This window comes from Dongia soli, from assembly GCF_034044715.1.
Taxonomy (GTDB): domain Bacteria; phylum Pseudomonadota; class Alphaproteobacteria; order Dongiales; family Dongiaceae; genus Dongia_B; species Dongia_B soli.
The window spans coordinates 749,945-771,889 of record NZ_JAXCLW010000001.1; the positions used below are offsets into that span (position 1 = coordinate 749,945).

19 protein-coding genes are annotated in these 21,945 nt (G+C 62.2%); 3 read left to right on the forward strand and 16 right to left on the reverse strand.

Annotated elements, in window-relative coordinates:
• Positions 1-239 precede the first annotated feature (239 nt).
• On the reverse strand, positions 240-2,516 hold the full coding sequence (locus SMD27_RS03355; RefSeq protein ID WP_320506909.1) for an NADP-dependent malic enzyme: 2,277 nt from the start codon (positions 2,514-2,516) through the stop codon (positions 240-242).
• 148 nt (positions 2,517-2,664) lie between these two features.
• Between SMD27_RS03355 and mutS the strand changes: the two genes are divergently transcribed.
• On the forward strand, positions 2,665-5,403 hold the full coding sequence (gene mutS, locus SMD27_RS03360) for a DNA mismatch repair protein MutS (protein WP_379991034.1): 2,739 nt from the start codon (positions 2,665-2,667) through the stop codon (positions 5,401-5,403).
• 29 nt (positions 5,404-5,432) lie between these two features.
• Here mutS and SMD27_RS03365 read toward each other — a convergent pair whose 3' ends face one another.
• The 15 genes from SMD27_RS03365 to ccmA form a co-directional block, all read right to left on the reverse strand.
• Entirely contained in the window at positions 5,433-5,810 is a 378-nt protein-coding gene (locus tag SMD27_RS03365; RefSeq protein WP_320506910.1) for a c-type cytochrome, read from the reverse strand.
• Positions 5,811-5,835: 25 nt separating this feature from the next.
• Positions 5,836-6,417, reverse strand: a complete 582-nt coding sequence (locus tag SMD27_RS03370; RefSeq protein WP_320506911.1) for a ferritin-like domain-containing protein — start codon at positions 6,415-6,417, stop codon at positions 5,836-5,838.
• A 98-nt stretch (positions 6,418-6,515) separates the two neighbouring features.
• A complete protein-coding gene (locus SMD27_RS03375) occupies positions 6,516-7,226 on the reverse strand; it encodes an RNA polymerase sigma factor (protein ID WP_320506912.1) in 711 nt (236 codons plus the stop codon).
• 85 nt (positions 7,227-7,311) lie between these two features.
• A complete protein-coding gene (locus tag SMD27_RS03380; RefSeq protein ID WP_320506913.1) occupies positions 7,312-7,833 on the reverse strand; it encodes a hypothetical protein in 522 nt (173 codons plus the stop codon).
• 106 nt (positions 7,834-7,939) lie between these two features.
• Complete coding sequence (locus tag SMD27_RS03385; protein ID WP_320506914.1) at positions 7,940-9,025, reverse strand: aromatic ring-hydroxylating oxygenase subunit alpha; 1,086 nt, start codon at positions 9,023-9,025, stop codon at positions 7,940-7,942.
• A gap of 81 nt (positions 9,026-9,106) precedes the next feature.
• Positions 9,107-10,495: a c-type cytochrome biogenesis protein CcmI gene (gene ccmI / locus SMD27_RS03390; protein ID WP_320506915.1), complete on the reverse strand. Its 1,389-nt coding sequence runs from the start codon at positions 10,493-10,495 to the stop codon at positions 9,107-9,109.
• Positions 10,492-11,007 (reverse strand): cytochrome c-type biogenesis protein, encoded by a 516-nt coding sequence (locus SMD27_RS03395; RefSeq protein ID WP_320506916.1) that lies wholly within the window; start codon positions 11,005-11,007, stop codon positions 10,492-10,494. The genes ccmI and SMD27_RS03395 overlap by 4 nt, the downstream gene beginning before the upstream one ends.
• Positions 11,004-11,555, reverse strand: a complete 552-nt coding sequence (locus SMD27_RS03400) for a DsbE family thiol:disulfide interchange protein (RefSeq protein WP_320506917.1) — start codon at positions 11,553-11,555, stop codon at positions 11,004-11,006. Before SMD27_RS03400 ends, SMD27_RS03395 begins: the two co-directional genes overlap by 4 nt.
• Before the next feature lie 20 nt (positions 11,556-11,575).
• Positions 11,576-13,555: a heme lyase CcmF/NrfE family subunit gene (locus SMD27_RS03405; RefSeq protein ID WP_320506918.1), complete on the reverse strand. Its 1,980-nt coding sequence runs from the start codon at positions 13,553-13,555 to the stop codon at positions 11,576-11,578.
• Positions 13,552-14,043: a cytochrome c maturation protein CcmE gene (gene ccmE / locus SMD27_RS03410; protein WP_320506919.1), complete on the reverse strand. Its 492-nt coding sequence runs from the start codon at positions 14,041-14,043 to the stop codon at positions 13,552-13,554. Before ccmE ends, SMD27_RS03405 begins: the two co-directional genes overlap by 4 nt.
• Complete coding sequence (ccmD, locus tag SMD27_RS03415) at positions 14,040-14,288, reverse strand: heme exporter protein CcmD (protein WP_320506920.1); 249 nt, start codon at positions 14,286-14,288, stop codon at positions 14,040-14,042. The genes ccmE and ccmD overlap by 4 nt, the downstream gene beginning before the upstream one ends.
• A 21-nt stretch (positions 14,289-14,309) precedes the next feature.
• Positions 14,310-15,050, reverse strand: a complete 741-nt coding sequence (locus tag SMD27_RS03420) for a heme ABC transporter permease (protein ID WP_320506921.1) — start codon at positions 15,048-15,050, stop codon at positions 14,310-14,312.
• Positions 15,051-15,277: 227 nt separating this feature from the next.
• Entirely contained in the window at positions 15,278-16,009 is a 732-nt protein-coding gene (locus SMD27_RS03425) for an OmpA family protein (protein WP_320506922.1), read from the reverse strand.
• Positions 16,010-16,300: 291 nt separating this feature from the next.
• Positions 16,301-16,969, reverse strand: coding sequence for a heme exporter protein CcmB (gene ccmB / locus SMD27_RS03430; protein ID WP_320506923.1), 669 nt, complete (start codon positions 16,967-16,969; stop codon positions 16,301-16,303).
• Positions 16,966-17,601, reverse strand: coding sequence for a heme ABC exporter ATP-binding protein CcmA (gene ccmA, locus SMD27_RS03435; RefSeq protein ID WP_320506924.1), 636 nt, complete (start codon positions 17,599-17,601; stop codon positions 16,966-16,968). The genes ccmB and ccmA overlap by 4 nt, the downstream gene beginning before the upstream one ends.
• Positions 17,602-18,428: 827 nt before the next feature.
• Here ccmA and acnA point away from each other — a divergent pair.
• Together acnA and SMD27_RS03445 are read left to right on the forward strand one after the other, a co-directional pair.
• The gene (gene acnA, locus SMD27_RS03440; protein WP_320506925.1) at positions 18,429-21,146 is read left to right on the forward strand and encodes an aconitate hydratase AcnA; all 2,718 of its coding nucleotides are present in this window, start codon (positions 18,429-18,431) and stop codon (positions 21,144-21,146) included.
• Between the two features lie 92 nt (positions 21,147-21,238).
• Entirely contained in the window at positions 21,239-21,922 is a 684-nt protein-coding gene (locus SMD27_RS03445; RefSeq protein WP_320506926.1) for a hypothetical protein, read from the forward strand.
• Positions 21,923-21,945: the final 23 nt, after the last annotated feature.

Here is a 21,945-nt window from a genome sequence, read left to right on the forward strand (position 1 = left end):
CCGGGCCGCTTGAACCCGAATCAATGGATGATTCGAGCTAAACGTGAATCCGTCTCTCCTCGACAATGTCCGTCAAAAAGCGCTTATCGAATCAACCGGATATCCCGATCCGACATGTGAACGCTCTCAATGCAACGCAGCATAGCTGATCTGACAACGGCCCGTCATGCCGTCATGAAAGTTTCATCGGACCGACCGGCTTGCGCTGGCGGAACTGGAAGCAATCAGACGCAAGCAGCCTAGCGTCCGGTCATGGTAGCGGCGATACCGGCAAAGGCGGCGGCGGTCAGCAATTCATTGACCGTGGCGCCGGTTTGCACGATCTGCACCGGTTTCGCCAAGCCGATCAGCACCGGGCCGATCACCGTGCCGCCCAATTCCTTCATCAGCTTCGAGGTGATATTGGCCGAATGCAATGCCGGCATGATGAGGATATTGGCCGGGCCGTTCAGGCGGCAGAACGGATAAAGCTCCTTCATCAATTGGTAATCCAGCGCCACATTGGCCTGCATTTCGCCGTCATATTCGAAATCGACATGGCGATTATCCAACTCAGCGACCGCCTCGCGAATACGAACCGCTTTCTCACGCGGCGGATCGCCGAAATTCGAGAAGGAGAGCAGGGCGACGCGCGGCTCATGGCCGAGATGCCGGGCGATATGCGAGCATTGCGTCGCGAAATCCGCCAATTGCTCGGCGCTCGGGATTTCATGCACCTGGGTATCGGCGAGGATTACCGTGCGGCCGCGCGCGACGACGATCGACATCGCCATCAATGTCTGGCCCGGGCGTATATCGACGACCTTCAACGTGTCTTCCAGGCAGACTGAGAAATTGCGGGTGACGCCGGTCACCATGGCATCGGCGTGACCCTCCGCCACCATGCAGGCGGCGAAGATATTGCGGTCCTGGTTGACCATGCGCTGCACGTCGCGCTGCAAGGCGCCCTTGCGCATCAGGCGCTGGTAGAGCATGTCCTGATAGAGCTTGTTATGCGGGCTGATCGCTGCATTGACGATCTCCAGCCCGGCAGCATCGCCGAGGCTGGCATTCTTGATCGTCTCGGCGATGCGCTGTGGGCGGCCGACCAGAACCGGCGTTCCATAGCCCGCGGCGCGATAGGCAATGGCGGCGCGAATCACCTTTTCATCCTCGCCTTCGGCGAAGACCACCCGCTTCGGATTGCTGTGCAGCCGCTCAAAGACCAGATGCAGGCTGCCGGCTGCAGGATCGAGCCGTCCGGCCAGCACCGTCTTATAGCCTTCCATATCGATGATCGGCTTGCGGGCAACACCGCTATCCATCGCCGCCTTGGCGACGGCCGGTGGCACCCAGGCGATCAGGCGCGGATCGAAGGGGACCGGTATGATGTATTCGGGACCGAAGCGCAGCCGGCGGCCGGCATAGGCCGCATCCACTTCATCCGGCACATCCTCGCGCGCCAGCGCGGCAATGGCCTGGGCGGCAGCGATCTTCATCTGCTCATTGATGGTGCGCGCCCGGACATCGAGCGCGCCGCGGAAAATATAGGGAAAGCCAAGGACATTGTTGACCTGGTTGGGATAGTCGCTGCGGCCGGTGGCGACGATGGCATCGGCCCGGATCGACCGCACTTCCTCCGGCGTGATTTCTGGATCCGGATTGGCCATGGCGAAGATGATCGGGTTGGATGCCATCGATTTGACCATGGCCTGGGTCACCGCACCCTTGGCGGAGAGGCCCAAGAACACATCGGCACCTTCCATCGCATCGGCCAGGCTGCGCGCCTTGGTGTCGACGGCATGGGCCGATTTCCACTGGTTCATGCCATCGGTGCGGCCCTTATAGATGACACCCTTGGTATCGCAGATAATGGCATTTTCCGGCGGCAAGCCCATGGATTTGACCAGCTCGACGCAGGCGATCGAGGCCGCACCGGCACCGTTCACGACCAGGCGGATATCGGCAATATTCTTGCCGGTGAGATGCAATGCATTGATCAGGCCGGCGGCCGCGATGATCGCGGTGCCGTGCTGGTCGTCATGGAAGACGGGGATGTCCATCAATTCGCGCAATTGCTGCTCGATGATGAAGCATTCGGGCGCCTTGATATCTTCCAGATTGATGCCGCCGAAACTGGAGCCGAGATAACGCACGCAATTGATGAACTGGTCGACATCCTTGGTATCGACCTCGAGATCGATTCCGTCGATATCAGCGAAGCGCTTGAAAAGCACCGCCTTGCCTTCCATCACCGGTTTCGAGGCCAGAGCGCCGAGATCGCCGAGACCCAGCACCGCCGTCCCGTTGGAGATCACCGCCACCAGATTGCCCTTGGCGGTATAGTCATAGGCGCTCGCCGGATCCTTCGCGATCTTGAGGCATGGCCAGGCCACACCGGGCGAGTAAGCCAGGGAGAGATCCCGCTGCGTGGTCAGCGGCTTGGTCGCATTGATCTCGATCTTGCCGGGACGCCCGCCCTGCATGTGAAAAAGCAGGGCATCTTCTTCGGTGATGGCAGGTTTTTTGGTGGCCATGATGTCGCGGTTATCTCCATTCCCAAGCACTTAACGTGGCATGTTTCATGCTACTTGGAAAGTCGCGCGATTATTGAAAATCCCGATCCCCCGCCACGCGCTTTACGAAGCTATGGCCAGAGCGCGCGGCGGATGTTAGATCGGGCAGATGCAGGATGATCTGACCCAGAACGAGAGCCAGAACGAGTCGGTGGCGCTTGAGCCCGCCGCCGGCAAGCCGGACACGGCCGGTGCCGATGCAGGCATCGTGATCAAGGATGCAGCCATCACGCCGCTGATGGCGCAATATCTTGGCGTCAAGCAGCACCACCCGGACAGCCTGCTGTTCTATCGCATGGGGGATTTCTACGAGCTGTTCTTCGAGGATGCCGTGAAAGCTGCGGCGGCGCTCGATATTGTGCTGACGAAGCGTGGCAAGCATGACGGTGAGGATATCCAGATGTGCGGCGTGCCGGTGCATGCCGCTGAGGGCTATCTCAATCGCCTGATCCGCCAGGGCTTCAAGGTCGCCGTCTGCGAACAGGTCGAAGATCCGGCCGAGGCAAAGAAACGCGGCTCGAAGTCGGTGGTGAAGCGGGATGTCGTGCGGGTCGTTACCCCCGGCACCCTGACCGAGGACGGCCTGCTGGAGGCACGCAGCCACAATTACCTGGCCGCGCTGGCCGAAGCCGGCGGCGCCTTCGGCCTTGCCTGGGTCGATATCTCGACCGGGCTTTTCCGCTGCCAGAGCTTGACCCGGGCCAGCCTGGGCGCCGCTTTGGCCAGGCTCGACCCCACGGAAATCCTGGTGCCGGAGCGCCTGCTGGCGCAGCCCGATCTGTTCGAGCTGTTCGCGGAATGGAAGACCCGCCTGTCACCTATGCCGAGCGCCCGGTTCGACAGTGAAAATGCCCGGCTGCGGCTGCAACAATTCCACAATGTCGCGGCGCTGGACGCTTTCGGCAGCTTCAAGCGGGCGGAGATCGCCGCTGCGGGCGCCATCCTGACCTATGTCGAGCTGACCCAGCAGGGCAAGATGCCCCGGCTCTCCCATCTGGCGCAGATCGGCCAGGGCGCGGTCATGGAGATCGACGCAGCCACAAGGCGCAATCTGGAACTGACGCGCAGTCTGAGCGGCGAGCGCCAAGGCAGCCTGCTGGCCACGATCGACCGTACCGTGACGGGTGCAGGTGCCCGGCTGCTGAATGACTGGCTGGCGGCGCCGCTGACCGATGCCAGGGCTATCATCGCCCGCCAGGAAGCTGTCCAGCATCTCCTGGATTCCACCAATCTGCGCAGCGACCTGCGGGCGATCCTGCGGCGCGTGCCGGATCTGGAACGCGCCTTGTCGCGCCTCAGCCTGGAGCGCGGCGGCCCGCGCGATCTCGCCGCCATCCGGGACGGCCTGGCCGCGGCCGCCGGGCTGCGTGACCTGTTCCAGCGTTCGGCCGACACTATGCCGGCTGCGTTGCAGGGAGCGGCCAACGCGCTCGGCCATCATGCCCCGCTGATCGATCGGCTGAGCCGGGCGCTCGCGCCGGAATTGCCGCTGCTCGTCCGCGATGGCGGCTTTATCGCCAAGGGCTATCTCGACGATCTCGATCAACTGCGCCTGCTGCGGGACGATTCGCGCCAACATATCCTGGCGCTGGAGGCGCGCTATCGCAATGCGGTCGGCGTGACCTCGCTGAAGATCAAGCATAACAATGTGCTGGGCTATTTCGTCGAGGCGACCACCGTTCAGGCCGATAAGGTGAAAGCCGATCCGGCCTTCATCCATCGGCAGACCACGGCCAATGCCACCCGCTTCACCACGGTGGAACTGTCCGAGCTTGAACAGAAGATCAACCAGGCTGCCGATAAGGCGCTGGCGATCGAGCTCAATCTCTTCGCCGCTCTCTGCGGCGATGTGCTGGCCCAGGCCCTGGCGGTTTCCCAGGCCGCATCGGCCCTGGCGGAATTCGATGTCCTGAGCGCGCTCGCCGACCTCGCCGAAAGCGAGGATTGGATCCGGCCGCATGTCGATGACAGCCGATCCTTCCGTATCGAGGCCGGCCGCCATCCAGTGGTCGAGGCGGCGCTGCGGCGCAACCAGTCCGGCAGTTTCGTCGGCAATGATTGCGATCTTGCCCCGGAGAAAAGGCTTTGGCTGATCACCGGTCCCAACATGGCGGGTAAGTCGACCTATCTGCGGCAGAACGCGCTGATCGCCATCCTCGCCCAGATCGGCAGCTTCGTGCCGGCGAAATCGGCGGAGATCGGTATCGTCGATCGCTTGTTCAGCCGCGTTGGCGCCGCCGATGATCTGGCCCGCGGTCGTTCAACCTTCATGGTGGAAATGGTGGAGACGGCCGCGATCCTCAACCAAGCCGGCGCCCGGGCCTTGGTGATCCTGGATGAGATCGGCCGCGGCACGGCAACCTTTGACGGCCTGTCGATCGCCTGGGCCTGCCTGGAGCATCTGCACGAGGTCAATGGCTGCCGGGCTTTATTCGCCACGCATTATCACGAACTGACCAGCCTCAGCGCCCGCTTGCCGGCCTTGAAGCCGCATACGATGAAGGTCATGGAATGGCAGGGCGAGGTGAAGTTCCTGCATGAGATCGGGCCCGGCGCGGCCGACCGATCCTATGGCATTCATGTCGCCAAGCTGGCCGGCCTGCCCAGCGCTGCGGTCAGCCGCGCCGAACAGGTGCTTGCAACACTGGAGAAAGGCGAACAGGCGAGCGCCCTCACCCGTCTCGCCGACGATTTGCCCTTGTTTTCCATTGCCGCGCAAACGCCCAGCAATCTGGCCGAGCCGAGCGCCGTCGAAACCGCGCTCGCCGAGCTCAATCCCGACGAGCTGACGCCGCGGGCGGCACTGGAAGAGCTCTATCGTTTGCGGTCCCTGTTGAAGGGCAGTTGACGCGAGCCATCTCGCCGCTAGCCTTCTCTCTATTGCGTCGCTTGTTTCAAATAGGCGAGCAGGTCGGCCCGCTCCTGCGGGTCCTTGACGCCGGCATAGCCCATTCGGGTGCCAGGGATGAAACCGGTCGGATTCTCGATGAACTGGTCCAACGTGTTGTCATTCCAAACCAGGCCGGCCTCGCCGGCGCGTTTCATGGCGGGCGAATAGGGAAAGCCGGGTACGCTGCCGGCACGGCGGCCGAACAGCTTGGCATGGCGCGGGCCGGTGCGATCGCGATCGATGGCATGGCAGGCCAAACACCGGTCGTAAATGCGCTCGCCGCGTGCGGTATCGCCGGCCGGTAATCCCGTCGCTGCCATCACAACAGCAAGGGAGCCGAGCGCCGCCAGGCCCGCGACGAGCAAGCAGCGCTCCAACTTCCCCGAACGCTCAGGAGACGAAAGCATCGGGCACCGGCGCCTCGCCGAGCGCCTGACGCAGAACCGCCCAATGCATCGCTTCATCGCCGAGAATGCTGCCCGCCGCCTTGGCGAGATCGCGATTGGCAAAAAGCGGGATGGCGCCGAGATATGCGGCGACCGCGCCTTTTTCCAGCATGGCGGCGAAACGCAGCACATCGGTGCCCGTCTTCAGCTTATCGGCGGGAAAATGATATTGTGCCACTGTCTTCGCCTCGACCGGCGCGCCGCCGAGTTTTTTCACCGTCTTCGCCAGCAGATCGGCATGCGCCTTGTGATGACCCTGGAACGTCACTGCGAGATCGCGGGCGGGTTTCTTCAGAAGGCCGCTTTCGGCGCCGAGTTGATAGGCAGCGATCGCTTCCTGTTCCGCACCGAGCGCGGTATTGAGGATCTCGACATCGCCGGTGCCAGCATTCTGCGCGCTGCTATCGTTGGACGCGGCAAGCGCCTCCTTGCCGGCGAGCAAGGCAATGGCCGTCGCCGACAGCATGGTATGCGAGATGAAGGAACGCCGTGCGAGTGTGAAGGCCGGAACGATAACCTTGGACATGTCTTTTCTCCCCATCGGCAATGCTGCCACCGAAGCAGTCATGCAGGGGATTGGATGCGATGTGAGCGGAAAGGTTCCCGTGGCCGGAGGGGGCAAGCTTATTGCAGATGCAGGCGCGCCAGGACATTGCGCAGAATCCGGTCGCAGCGCAGGCCGGCAAAGGCAAAGACATCGTCGAGAATCGATTCCAGCCGGTCGCTCAGTTTCTGGCGCAGCAATTTATTCGCCCGGTGCAAGCGGGTCTTGACGGTCGCCGGGGCGATGCCCAGCAGGTCTGCGGTTTCCTCTATGCTCATCTGCTCGACGGCCCGGAGCACGAAGACGGCCCGGAAATGCGCCGGCAGGGTGTCGATGGCTTGTTCGATCAGGCCCCGGATTTCCCGCCGGGCCGCGGCATTTTCCGGACTGGCGACTGGCGGTGTCACGAGTGCCGCCTCGCAACTGCCCGATGCCGTCCTCAAGTCATCAAGCTCGACGGTTGGACGACGCCGACGGACCCGGCCGAGCGCTTCATTGGCGACGATCCGTGCGAGCCAGGTGGCAAGACTGGCTTCGCCCCTGAAGCCATCCAAATGGGTGAGCGCCCGGACATAGCCCTCCTGGACCGCATCCTCCGCTTCACTGTCATTCCGCGTGATGCTGCGCGCCAGGCGATAGAGCCGGCGATTGTTCTGCCGCATCAGGGTTTCGAAGGCGAAACGCTCACCCCGCCGCATCGCCGCCAGCAGCGCGGCCTCGCCGGCAAGCGCAGGCTGGGGCTCCCGGACGTCCAGCTCCCGCGCCCCGGCATCCTGCGATATCGCTTCCATGAGCTTCACCATAGGCCTTGGATGCTCGCGCCGGCAAAAGGTTCCGGCGAGACGCGATGGTGGCGCGAGCCCCAGTCCGGGACGGTTAGTCGGCCGGAGCCGGGGCCTGCAATTCCATCGAGCGTTCGCTCGATCCGTCGCTGAGATCGACCTGGATTTTCCATTGCTGCCAGGTCTTCCTGTAAGCAGCCAGATCGGGAATGCGGAAACTGGCGCGGCTCTCGGTGACGGTATTGTCGCTATCGCCGCCGGAAAAGAGCGGGATGGTGACGCCGAGGCCGACCCCCGCTGTAACACCGCTACTCGACCCGCCCGCTGCGCCGGCCCCTATGCCTGGCTGGACGCCGCTGCCGCGCCGGTAATTGACCCGGTTACGGTCGATTCGGACCGCCGTGGTCGCATTTCCCTGCGGATCGACCAGCCTGGCATCGGCCACCGGCAGGGGATCGCGCACGGTCAGGTCGATCCGGCTTGGATCATTGGCGGATATCGGGGAGACCACAGAAGAAGACTGGCCGCCTGACGTGCAGGCGGCCAGCGAAAGGAAGATTGCGATTAGGGGGATCGCAAACTTAGGACGAGCTAAAAGGGAATCTCGCTTCGTCACGCTATTCATCTTGGCATCTCACCGGCAGAGTACAAGGTGCCTGCTACCACGCTTTTGTGAGGCTGTACTGCATTTACCGCAGAACAGATCGCAGCTCAGCCGGCAATCACAGATTCGTGATCCCCTCAGCCGCCAGAGCCTGTCGCACACGATGCTGATAGTAGCGCAGTCCTTCCTCGTGACGCGGGCTGAGCGGGCCGCGCTTGTAAATACCGGCGGCCAGGTTGCCTTGGGAAATCTCGCAAATGCCGAAATCCTCGCGCACGATGCCGCAATTGGTTTCGATCGTCTGGCGATGCGCCGGCAGCTTTTCCGGGCTGAGATCGGCGAAATAGAAATTGTAGATGAGCTGGGTGCGCGTCTCATCCAAGGGCAGGATGCGGGACGTGTTCATCCCGTCTGGATAGACCGACAATGTCATATTGGGCCAGATCCACAGCCAAATGCCGCCATAGATCGACCCGTCGCGCTGCGGCGCCTTCATGATGACGACCCGGTCGGCGAAGGTGGTTTCGAAAGCGTTGAAATCGATCGCCTTGATCAGGCCGGGATGGATGCCGGGTATGTGATACCCTTCAGCGAAATTGTCGGTATAGGTCTTCCAGTTGCAGCGCATTTCGAAACTGGCTTCGTCCAGCTTCGAGAATTTCTCGATCGGGTAAGGGGCAACGAGATCGGGCAAGGCGCCCAAAGTCTGCAGCAAAGGCGGTGAATTGGGATCGAGGCAGACGAAGACCAGGCCGCGCCAGCTTTCCACCTTGATCGGCGTCAGCGGGAAATCCTTCTTGTCGAACCAGTCGGCCTCGCCGAAATGCGGTGTCGCCTTCAGCCGGCCCTCGGCATCGTAAACCCAGCCGTGATAAGGGCAGCGCAAGATATCGCAATGCCCCTTGCCCGGCTCCAGCAATTGCGCGGCCCGGTGGGAGCACATGTTGTAATAGGCGCGCAGACCGCCGTCGCGGGCCCGCATGACGAAGATCCGCCAGCCGGTGATCTCGGTCGCGAGGTAGTCGCCTGGCTGCGGCAGATCGGCTTCGCAACCGACGAATTGCCATTCCTTGAAGAAAATCCCGCGCCGCTCCGCTTCATAGACGCGTCGTTCGCAATATGACCAGGCGGGCAAGGAGAGAACCGGCCCCTGCGGCTTGGGGAAATCGACTGCAGCTTGCGCCAGGATACCGTCAGCGGCCATGATTTCGCCTTCTCAGGTGCGTTTCCAGGGTGAACGGTTTTTATCATCATTGGCATGGCCTTCGTTGCGGCCATGCGGCAGCTAGTTTGGCTTTTTGCTCTCCAGCCCGTCAATCTCCCGTTGCATGGCGGCGCGCTGTTCCGATCCGTCAGGCAAGAGGGCGAGGACCTGTTGCCATAGGCCGCGGGCGGCGTCGGTATTGCCGGCGACCCGCTCCACCATGCCGCCGTAATAGAGGCCGAGCGGATTGTTGGGTGCCAGCGTTCGGATGCGTTTCACGGTCTCGATGAAAGCCGGCGGCAGATAGCGGTCGCTATCGTCCCGGCCGGCGATCAGGGCATTGGCGTAATCGAGCTGGACATCCAACTGTCCCGGCGCCAGGGCCGCGGCTTTGGCCCAGGCATCCTGGGCCTGAGGAATCTGATTGAGCACCGTATAGGCGCGGGCCAGCTTCAACCAACCGTCGAGATCGTTCGGCTGATCCTTCAGCCGGGCCGCCAGACGGTCAACCATGCTTTGGATGAACTTGCCGCGTTCCTCCGGCGTCATCTGTTCCGCCGCTTGCATGGCGTCAGCGGACGGCTCGCCGCCTTCGCCAGCTTGCGCTGCTGCGCCGCCTTCATGGCCGGGTTCACGCCCCGGCAAGGTGGCCGGGTCCTTGCCCAATTGCTGGGCCGCCTTGTCGATGTTTTCCGACAGCGACTGCCGCCAGGGTGCATCACGCGGACTGTCGCGTTCCAACGCAAGCCAGCCGGTCAGCGCAGCCTCAAGATCGCCCTGCTGTGCCTTGGCGAGCGCCAAGAAGAAGCGGGAGGTCGGCTCGGTCGGCTCCAGGCCGAGGGCCTGATGGAAAAGCTTTTCGGCTTCCGGCGCGACCTGACCATTGTTGAGGAGAATGGCTGCTCGTCCGTAATCCGCATAGACCGACGCGCTTTGCTGTCCCAGGGCAATTCCCCGAGCAAAGGCATCGCTCGCTTGCTGAGCCTGGCGTTGTTCCAGATAGAGCCGGCCGAGATCGATCCAGCCCTGCCCGTCAGAGGGGTTGACGCTGAGCTTTTCCCGCAGCGCGATGACAGCCGGCGACGGCGCACCGCCTTCTTCGCGCGCGGCAAAAGGCTGTCCCGGCAATTGCGGGTGGCCGAGGCCGAAATAGAGGGCGACCCCCAGCAAGGGCAGGAGCACCGCCATGGCGATCACCAGCGGGCGACTTGGCGGGCGCGCGGCCTTCAGGCTCGGTTCCGCCGCCAGGGACAGGATACGCCGTTCGATCTCAAGCTGGGCCGCCCGTGCCTGATCGGCATTCAAAATGCCGCGCTGTTCATCGCGGGCGATTTCCGCCAATTGATCGCGATAGACATCGAGCGCATAGGCGGTTTCGCTCTTCGTCTTGCGGCTATCGAAAAGCGGCGCCGCCAGAATGACGGCGACGACCAGTGTCATGATCCCGGCGGCGATCCAGAACAGGATCATCGTGCCGTCCCTTCCGAATCGCTATTCGACGATCCCGTATTTTCATTTTCCGCCATGAACGCGTCGAGCTTTGCCCGTTCATCGGCGCTGAGCGGCGGCGCCTCGACCGTATCGCGACGCCGGCGATAGAACAGGAGAATGCCACCGCCCGCGATCAGCAGCATCGCGAACGGCCCCGCCCAAAGCAATAGGGTCTTCATCTTGAAGGGCGGCTTCAGCAAGACGAAGTCGCCATAACGCGCGACGAGAAAGTCACGCACCTGCTGATCGCTCTTCCCCGCTGCCAATTGCTCGCGGATCAGCACCCGCAGATCATGCGCTATGTCGGCATCGGAATCGTCGATATTCTCGCTTTGGCAGACGACACAGCGAATGTCTTTTGAAATCGCGCGAGCGCGGGCTTCCAGGGCCGGATCGCTCAGCATCTCATCCGGTCGCACTGCCATGGCGGGGCCGGCCGCCAGCAATGGCAGCAGCAGCAAAAACGCGGCAAGGATGCGTCGGCCGCTCACTTGTTCAATTCCCTCACCAGCGGTGCGATCTCTTCATCGATCAACTGCGGGTTCAACGGCCCGCCGATGCGATGCCGGACGATGCCCTGCTTATCGATGATGAAAGTCTCCGGCACGCCGGTAATGCCGAAATCGATGCCGATGCGCCCCGGCTCGTCCGTCCCAACGCGCAGATAGGGATTGCCCATTTCCGCCAGGAAGCCGGCCGCCGCATCCTTCTTGTCCTTATAAGCAATCCCGATCACCGGAATGCCGAGCTCGCTGGTCAGCTGTTTGAGGACCGGATGTTCCGCCCGGCAAGGCAGGCACCAGGAGGCGAAGAAATTGACCGCCACCACCTTGCCACGAAGATCGCCATCGGCAAAATCCCGACTGTCGATACCGGGCTTGTCCGCCAGCAGGGCCGGCGCCGAGAAGGTCGGCAGGGCTTTGCCGATCAAGGGCGAGTCGATTGCCGAGGGATCGCGCGATGGATCGAGGCCGCGCAGGAAGAAAACCAGCAGGGCAGCCAGCACCACGAGCGGCAGCAGGAAAATCAAACGGCGCATGCGCGAGACTCCCGCCTTTCTCACGCCCGCGCCGCGCGGATCGCCGCCAGAGCCCGGCTCGGCGCACCGACCCGGTAGCGGCGATCGCTGAGCGAAATCAGGCCGCCGAAGACCATCACGAAACCGCCGCCCCAGATCCAGATCACCAGCGGTTCATGATAGAAGCGCACCGTCCAACCGCCTTTTCCGTCCGGCTCGCCGATGACGGCATAAAGATCCTGTTTCCAGGTGGTGTGAACGGCCGATTCCGTGGTCGGCATCGGCTGCACCAGATATTGCCGGCGCTCCGGCTGCAACGTGGTCACGGTCTTGCCGTCCTGCAGCACGGTGAAGGTCGCGCGTTCCGCCAGGTAATTTTCCACCGGCAGGGTCTGCACATTGTCGAGCCGGTAGGCATAGTCGCCGACCTCAACGGTCTCGCCGACATGCATCACCTGGATATGCTCGACCTTCCAGGCCGATGCGCCGGTCATGCCGATGATGGCGATCGCAAGGCCGGCATGGGCCAGGGTCATGCCATAAGCGGCGCGGGGCAGATTGACGGCGCGCGACCAGCTCGTGGCCAGATCGGTGCGGAACAGCTTCACCCGCCCGGCCCATTCCAGCAAGGTGCCGGCCAGCAGCCAGACACCGATCGCGATGCCGAGGACCGCCAGCAGCGGACCATCGGTCCTCCACCACCAGGTCAAGACCGCGGCGATGAAGGTGGCGATGAAGGCGAAGGTCAGGCGCTGCATGGCCGCCGGTAGATCGCCGCGCTTCCAGCCCAGGAAGGGACCGATCGCCGTCAAGGCCACCAGCGGCAAGGTCAGAGGAACGAAGGTGGCGTTGTAGTACGGCGTGCCGACCGAGACCGTGCCGCCGCCGCTGACGCTGAGGATCAGCGGATAGAGCGTACCCAGCAACACCGTGGCGGTCGCGGTCGCCAACAGCAGATTGTTGATCACCATCGCGCCTTCACGGCTGATCGGCGCAAACATGCCGCCGGCCTTGAGGATCGGCGCGCGCCAGGCAAACAACACGAAAGAGCCGCCGATGGCCACGGTCAGCAAGGCGAGGATGAAGAGACCGCGCGCCGGATCCTGGGCGAAAGCGTGGACCGAGGTGATCACGCCGGACCGCACCAGGAAGGTGCCCAGCATGCTGAAGGCAAAGCCGAGGATGGCGAGCAGAATGGTCCAGGCTTTGAGCGCGTCCCGCTTTTCGACGACAATCGCCGAATGCAGCAAGGCGGTGGCGATCAGCCAGGGCATGAAAGAGGCGTTTTCCACCGGGTCCCAGTACCACCAGCCGCCCCAGCCCAGTTCGTAATAGGCCCAATGGCTGCCCAGCACGATACCGGCGGTGAGCGTCGTCCAGGCGAGCAGCGTCCATGGGCGCACCCAGCGCGCCCAGGCGGCATCCACCTTCCCGTCGATCAAAGCGGCAATGGCAAAGGAGAAGGCCATGGAGAGCCCCACATACCCGATATAGAGCATCGGCGGATGGGTCGCGAGGCCGGGATCCTGCAGCAGCGGATTGAGTTCGCGGCCCTCGAGCGGTGCCGGATCGAGCCGCGCAAAGGGATTGGAGGTGAACAGCATGAATAGCAGGAAACCGACGCTGATCATTGCCTGGACGCTCAATGCCCGCGCCCGCAAACGCGGCGGCAGGTTGTCGCCGAACAAGGCCAACAGCGCCCCGAACAGTGCGAGGATGAGCACCCAGAGCAGCAGCGACCCTTCGTGATTGCCCCAGGCACCGGCGATCCGGTAGATCAGCGGCTGGGCAGAATGGGAATTCTCGTAAACCGCGGCGACGGAGAAATCCGACACCACATAAGCGTGGATCAACGCCAGGAACGACAGACCAAGAAAGCCGAACTGGCCAATCGCCGTCGGCTGGGCGAGCGCCATCCAGGGCCGCGACCCGCGCTGCGCACCGATCAGCGGCAGGGTGGCCTGGGCGACTGCCAGAATGAGCGCCAGTACCAGCGCGTAATGGCCGATTTCCGTGATCATTGAATGCTTCCGTTCGCGTTACTGCCGACTTGGCTGCTGCCGACCTGGCCCGCCGTTTCTTCCCAGCGGCCGGAGGCCTTCAAGGCCTTGGCAACTTCCGGCGGCATATACTTCTCATCATGCTTGGCCAGCACATCAATGGCGACGAACTGCCCGGTATTGTTGAAGCTGCCTTGCACCACTACACCCTGCCCTTCGCGGAAGAGATCGGGAAGGATACCGCGATAATTTACATTCACCGATTTCTTGAGATCGGTGAGGGTGAAACTGATGGTGCCGGCATTGTCCAGCTTGCGCAGGCTACCGGATTCGACCAAGCCGCCAAGCCGCACGACCTTGCCGGGTGATGGCGGTTTCGCCGTTATTTCCGTCGGGCTGAAGAAGAAGACGATCTTGTCGCTAAGCGCATTCAGTACCAGCCCGGCGGCAACGCCGAGCAGCAGCAGGCTGGTGACGATGAGGTAGAGGCGCCTTGTCTTGCGGGTCATGGGCCGGCGAGCTCGTCCGAACCGCCATTCGCCGGCGTGCCGGTGCGGGCCGGTTGCGGCGCGGATGATCTGGATTTAACTGACATATTGGCAGTTTCCAGCCGACGCAGATTGGCGACGGCCATGCGCACCCGGCGCCAGCTATCGATGGTGAAGGCGATCAAGATGATGGCTGCAACGCCATAGGCCGGCCAGACATAAGCGGCGTAGCCGCCCATTGCGAAGAATGTCGATAAAGCTTCCATACGCCTGGCCTCGCGGAGCGGCTAGCCTGCAGTGCCGGTGGTTCCGGCACGCAGACGGTTGAACATGGCGGTCCGCAGCCGCGCCGATAGCAATTCCGCCTTCATCCGGGCAATCAGCGCGGCGAAGAAGAACAACTGAAAGGCCGCGGCCATCAGCAGCAACGGCACCAGCATGCTGGGGTCGATGGCCGGCCCGCCCATCCGCATAATACTTGCCGGTTGATGCAGCGTATTCCACCAATCGACGGAAAACTTGATGATCGGCACATTGATCGCCCCCACCAAAGCGAGAATGGCGGCAGCCCGGCGGCCGCGCTGGCGATCGTCGAAAGCCTGGCTGAGCGCAATATGGCCAAGATAGAGGAAAAACAGCAGCAGGAACGAGGTCAGGCGCGCATCCCACACCCAATAGGTGCCCCACATCGGCTTGCCCCAGAGCGAACCGGAAACCAATGCGATCAGGGTAAAGCCGGCGCCGAGGGGCGAGGCGGCCTCGGCTGCCACATCCGCCAAGGGATGGCGCCAGATCAAGGCGCAGGCGCTGGCGAACGCAATCGTGCAATAGGCAAACAGCGCCATCCAGGCCGCCGGCACATGAATATACATGATGCGCACCGTTTCCCCCTGCTGGTAATCGGCCGGGGAATGGAACAGCGCATAATAAAGACCTGCGGCAAACGCGATCACAGTGGCGGTGACCAGCCAGGGTTGCAGGCGGTGGGCCAGCCGCAAAAAGCGTCCCGGATTGGCAAAGCGGTGCATGGTCCGCGATTTATATAGGGTGCAGGACGGCGATGCCAGTCGGCAATTGGAGTAAGACCGCGCGGCAACTCGCCACGGGGGCGTCGCAATACCGGCGCGGGTAACTTGGAAAACGAGCAAAAGCAGGCAGGGCGCCCCGAAGGACGCCCTGCTCGACTGGTCCGATTGAGAATTGGCGCTCTAATTGATCCGCGGGCCGAAACTCAACCAAAAGCAAAGACCGGTGGTTACTGGCCCTTGTTGTAGGTGCCGTGCGGGGCGACCAGCAGGTCGACGCGACGGTTTTCCTGGTCCTTCGTGTTCTCCGGCGCGCCCGGCTGTTCGCCGACCGCGACGATCTTGGTATTGGTCGAGAGCGGCACGCCCAGCTTCTTGAAGGCCTCGGCGACGGCGCTGGCGCGGCGACGCGCAAGAGCCTTGTTGGCACCGGCCGAACCCTGGGTGTCGGTATAGCCATCGATCTGCACATGGGCGATCGGATACTGGCTGAGGAAGTTGGCCGCCTCTTCGAGCTTCGCCTTGTCTTCGGCGCGGATGCGGCTGCTGCCGGTATCGAAATACAGCGAAACCTTCTGCGGGCCGACGCTCTGCGGCACATGCAGGGATTCCAAATAAGCCAGGCGGGCACGAATCGGATCGAGGATGCGGTTGAAGGCTTCCTCGGCCTTGCGGCGATGCTCGGCAGCCTCTTCGGCCAACCGTACGCCTTTCTGGCGCAACGGCAGGTCGGTATAGAGATAGGGCGCCGCAGAATCGATATCCGCCTTAATGTCGTCCGCCTGTTGAGCCTTATTCTCGGCTTCCACCAGGTTGTAGAGGAACTGGCCGAAATCACCTTCGCGCGTCTTGTCGACGTTGGTTTGGATATTCGTCAGATCGGGCTCGCGATTCGGCCCGGCGCAAGCGGCGACAGCCAGCAAGCACGAGCCGAGGAGAGCCAACTTAAAGTGGCGATTCATGGTTTATAACCCCCTGGGACAGTCAGAAATGCAATCCGTGGAAAGCAAGTTGCCCGGCGATCACCCACCGGGCACTGATCAGAATATGCTGAATGTTATGGTTGAATCCATGTGGAATTCACCAGCGATACGGACTGTGGTCAAAATCGCGCAGCTGTTGCCGTAATGCAACAAAACTATCGCGGGTATAGGGATTGTTGGGGCATTCCCGATGCGCAGCGACCTTCAGCTTTAAGGTCACATTGCGGCGCTGTTCAAGGGCGCCTCTAGGTTCGGTAAATCCAGAGGGCGTCAGCCCACCGCCTGGCGGAGAGCAGAAGCCGTTGCCCAAGGGGTCAAAGCGAGCGTCGCAAGCGCGAGACCGGCGAGAATAAAGAGAAAATTTTGCTGACCGGCGAAGCCCAGCCGGGCCGCGTCGATGGCTGCAACGGCAAAGATCAAAACCGGCACGTAAAGCGGCAGAATGATGAAAGTGAGCAACACGCCACCGCGACGGCTCCCTAACGTGAGGGCCGCGCCCAACCCGCCCAGAAGGCTGAGGATCGGCGTTGCCAAGCCCAGCGCGGCAAGCATCGGTAGATAGGCTTCAGCCGGCAGATTGAGCATCAAAGCAAGCAACGGCGCCGCCACCATCAAGGGTAGCCCGGTACTCAACCAATGGCTCAGCGCCTTCATCAGCGCCACGACTTCCAGCGACAAGGGAGAGAGGATGAGGCCGTCCAAACTGCCATCCTCGTAATCCGGCTGGTAAAGCCGGTCGAGCGACAGCAGCGCCGCCAATGCAGCCATGACCAGCACGACCCCGCCGGCAATCTGCGACAGCGTGCCGGGAGCAGGCCCGACGGCAAAGGGGAAGAGGATACCGGCAGCAAGAAAAAACAGCACAACAATCGCGACGTCGATGCTTTGACGAAGACCGAGGCGAAGATCGCGCAAGAGAAGAGCAAATGCCGCCGTCATGCGACCGCCGCGAGGTGATCATCAACGCGCAGCCGCCGGCCGAGTAGCTCCGGCAGCGGATCGTGGCTGGCCAGCATCACGCGCCCGCCAGCCGACCGGTGGCGCTGGATGAGGGAGGATAGAACCGCCTGGCCATCCCGGTCGAGCGCCGTGGTCGGTTCATCCAATAACCAGATTTGCGCCGGCTGCGATCGGTCGAGCGCCAGTCGCGCAAGCGTGGCCCGCCGGCGTTGGCCAGCGGAGAGAAAGCGGGCCGGCAAATCCGCGAGCGGGGTCAAATCGAAGGTCTGCAGCGCCTCATCCAAACTTCCCCTGGCGCCGTCCAGATCGCTCCAAAATTTCACATTTTCCCGAACCGTCAGGCCGGCCTTCAGCCCGTCGGCATGGCCGAGGTAGATGACCCGGCGATGATGGAGATCGAGATCCCGGGTGATTTCGCGGCCATCCCAAATAAGCGCCCCGGCGGCCGGCCGCGACAGCCCGGCTGCCAGACGCAGCAGGCTGGATTTGCCACTGCCATTGGCGCCGACGAGAATCAGCGCTTCGCCCTCATCGAGCGTGAAATCGAGGTGGTGGAACAGCAGGCGCTCGCCGCGTTGGCAGGCAAGTTCTCGACCTTCGAACGACGGCATTGCGGTTCTGACACCCGATCCTGTTGATACTGCACTCCGCCCTCGGAGAGCTGGCTGCGGCACCATAAGGCAAGGGCGTCAAGATAGGAAGTCGGCAAGGCCACCGGGAAGCGTCCGCGGTGCTGTCGGCGAACAGCTCGGCGAAATGTTGGTCGTTAACACTTGCTGATTAAATGGGTGGCGCCGCGATCCTCGGGGATGGGGGTGGATCGCGGCGCCTAGACCCTGACACGACACTCCGCTCGGGGGTATCACGGAGTACCGTTATCGACCTTTACCCGTCGCATCGTCCAACATCCCGAAGGCTTGCCGAACGAGAGGCAGGCAATCGTAGGGAGGTGGGTCGGTCACCTCGAGACAACAGAGGGGATGATCTCTGTTGGAGGTACTGTCATCCAATCCAGTGGCCTCAATAAGACGAGAAAATGGCAAAATTGTGTTTCCGGCCCTCTTGCGGCCGACGCCTTCGCCGCCCGGCGGTCTCAAGATCGCCCGGCAAGGCCAGGCGGATGAAATGAATTCAAATGATCATCGACACCAAAAGACCGTACAGGCTGGCCGCTTCGACCTCGAAGCGTCATCACGAACATGTTATAAACCGCCAAGCAGGTTGCTCTGCGGCTTTTCTCGCCGGAAAGTGGCTTGTGATCACACCTCACAAAGAACCTTTGGAAAATTCGGTTGTGGCAGTTGCCCGTTTGGTCAATTTTCAGAATGGGGCAAGAAGATTGCTGCAATAAGCGTACGGCAAGTCAACCCGCCGCGGGGCTAAGCCGGTGGGGTTGCTGTCGTCCCTCTAGACTATCTGTAAGATCGGGAGATTCCTCGTGACCGCTGCCTTGAACAGCTTCAAGACCCGTAAAACCTTGACGGTCGGGACAAAGTCCTATGACTATTTCAGCCTGAAAGCCGCAGAAAAGGCGGGGCTGGGCGATCTCAGCCGCCTGCCCGTTTCGCTGAAGGTGCTGCTGGAAAACCTCCTGCGCTATGAAGATGGGCGCACAGTGACCCAGGACGACATCAAGGCGATGGCAAAATGGCTGAAGGCCAAGCGCTCCGACCGGGAAATCGCCTACCGCCCGGCCCGGGTGTTGATGCAGGATTTCACCGGCGTCCCCGCCGTGGTCGATCTGGCGGCAATGCGCGGCGCCATGACGAAGATGGGCGGCGATCCCAAGAAGATCAATCCGCTCTCCCCCGTCGACCTGGTCATCGACCATTCCGTCATGGTCGACTTCTTTGCCGGCCCGAACGCCTTCAAGAAGAATGTCGAGATGGAATACGAGCGCAATGGCGAGCGCTACGCCTTCCTGCGCTGGGGCCAGACCGCTTTCGACAATTTCCGCGTCGTGCCGCCGGGAACCGGCATCTGCCATCAGGTGAATATCGAACATCTGGCCCAGGTGGTCTGGACCAAGAAGGAGCCGACCGCCACGGTGAAGGGCAAGAAGACCGGCGGCAAGACCCTGGCTTATCCGGACACGCTGGTCGGCACCGATAGCCACACCACCATGGTCAACAGCCTTGGCGTCCTCGGCTGGGGCGTCGGCGGCATTGAAGCGGAAGCGGCCATGCTGGGCCAGCCGATCTCCATGCTGATTCCCGAAGTGGTCGGCTTCAAACTGACCGGCAAACTGAAGGAAGGCACCACCGCCACCGATCTGGTGCTGACCGTGACGCAGATGTTGCGCAAGAAGGGCGTCGTCAACAAGTTCGTCGAATTCTTTGGCGCCGGCCTCGACGACCTGTCTTTGCCCGATCGCGCGACCATCGCCAATATGGCGCCGGAATATGGCGCCACCTGCGGCTTCTTCCCGGTCGATGCCGAGACGTTGCGCTATATGAAGGCGACCGGCCGCAAGGCGGATCGCATCGCTCTGGTGGAAAAATACGCCAAGGCCCAAGGCATGTGGCGCGACAAGAAGTCGGTCGATCCGGTTTTCACCGACACGCTGGAACTCGATATCAGCACCGTTGAGCCGTCGCTCGCAGGCCCGAAGCGTCCGCAGGACCGCGTACCGCTGAGCCAGGCCGCCGAGCAGTTCAACAAGGGCCTGGTCGAGACCTTTGGCCGCAAAGGCGATGAACACCGCGTCCCGGTCAAAGGTGCGAAGCATGATCTCGGCGATGGCGATGTGGTGATTGCTGCGATCACCAGCTGCACCAACACGTCCAATCCTAACGTCATGTTGGGCGCCGGCCTCGTCGCCCAGAAGGCGGTGGCTCTCGGTCTTATGACCAAGCCCTGGGTCAAGACATCCCTCGCCCCAGGCTCACAGGTGGTGACCGATTATCTGAAGAAATCCGGCCTGCAGAAGTCGCTCGACAAGCTCGGCTTCAATCTGGTCGGCTATGGCTGCACCACCTGTATCGGCAATTCCGGGCCGTTGCCGGAACCGATTGGCGATGCCGTGACCGCCGGCGATCTGGTGGCCGCGGCGGTGCTCTCGGGCAATCGCAATTTCGAGGGCCGCGTCAATCCGCTGGTGAAGGCAAATTACCTTGCCTCGCCGATGCTGGTCGTCGTCTATGCATTGGCCGGCAGCATGAAGATCGACATCACCAAGGAACCGATCGGCTATAACAAGAAGGGCAAGCCGGTCTATCTGCAGGACATCTGGCCGACCAATCAGGAAATCGCCGATGCAGTGCGGAAGTCGGTGACGGCGGGTGCTTTCAAGACCCGCTATGCCGACGTCTTCACCGGCGATGCCAAGTGGAAGAAGATCAAGACGGCGAAGGGCCTCACCTATCAGTGGGACAGCCAGTCCACCTATGTGCAGGATCCGCCCTATTTCACCCATATGACCAAGGAGCCGGGCACGTTCAGCGACGTGCATCAGGCCCGGCCACTGGCAATTGTCGGCGATTCCATCACCACCGACCACATCTCGCCTGCCGGCTCGATCAAGAAGGACGGTCCGGCCGGTCTTTATCTGATGGACCATGGCGTACAGCCGCTGGATTTCAACTCCTATGGCGCGCGGCGCGGCAATCATGAAGTGATGATGCGCGGCACCTTCGCCAATATCCGCCTGAAGAATGAGATGGTGCCGGGTACCGAGGGCGGCATCACCAAGCTCATGCCGGAAGGCAAGGTCATGCCGATCTACGATGCCTCGATGAAGTATCAGGCTGAAAAGACCCCGCTGATCGTCATCGCCGGTAAGGAATATGGTACCGGTTCCTCCCGAGACTGGGCGGCCAAGGGCACCTTGCTGCTGGGCGTCAAGGCGGTGATCGCTGAAAGCTTCGAGCGCATCCATCGCTCCAACCTCGTCGGTATGGGCGTTGTGCCCCTGCAGTTCAAGGAAGGGATGGACCGCAAGACGCTGAAACTCGACGGCTCGGAGATCTTCGACATTATCGGCCTTGCCGGCGGCATCAAGCCGCGTATGGATGTGACCGTGAAGATCACCCGCGCCGATCAGAAGAGCGAGGAGATCAAAGTGATCTGCCGCATCGATACGCTGGATGAGGTGGAATATTTCCGTCACGGCGGCATTCTGCCTTACGTGCTACGCAACCTGATGAAGGCTGCGTAAGCAAACATCGGCTGCCGCTCGGCAATTGATCTCGGAAACCCGTCTCCGCTACCGTGGGGACGGGTTTTTCGTATCGATCAGCGGAGCAAGAGATGCGTCGAAGCTTGCACCTTTCAGTATTCTTTCTGAGCATTATCTTCGCCGCCAGCGGCGCAACGAGCCGCGCCGCCGGACCAGCCCCCTGGCCCGATCAATTCGAGACACGACTGGCGGCTTTGGCGCTGCTGCAATCGCTCAACGCGGATTTGCTCAGTCACGACAGCGCGACCTTGACCCTGGATCGCTGGTGCGCCGACCACCACCTCGCCTCGCCCGCGAAGATCGTCGCCCAGTTGGACCGCGCAACGAAAAAGACGCCGACGGCCGAACAGCGAAAGTTGTTGCAAGTCAGTGATAGCGAGCCGATCCGCTATCGGCGCGTCAAGCTCGCTTGCGGCGATCACGTGCTGTCGGAAGCGGATAACTGGTATGTGCCGAGCCGCCTGACCCCGGCGATGAACCGGCAATTGGACAGCAGCGACATCGCTTTCGGCCGCGCAGTCAAGGCCTTGCATTTCCAGCGCCATACCTTGTCGGCCAAGCTGTTATGGTCGCCGCTGCCGACAGGCTGGGAGACCGGCGCTCAGCTCCCGGCGGCAACGGCGACATTGCAGGTGCCGTCGCAGGTCTTGCAGCATCAGGCCTTCCTCACCCTGCCTGATGGCACGCCTTTCAGCGAGGTGGTGGAAACCTATACCAATGAGGTTCTCGCCTTCCCGCTGCCGCCCTTGCAGTGACGGCAGAAGATTCAGCTGCGTCC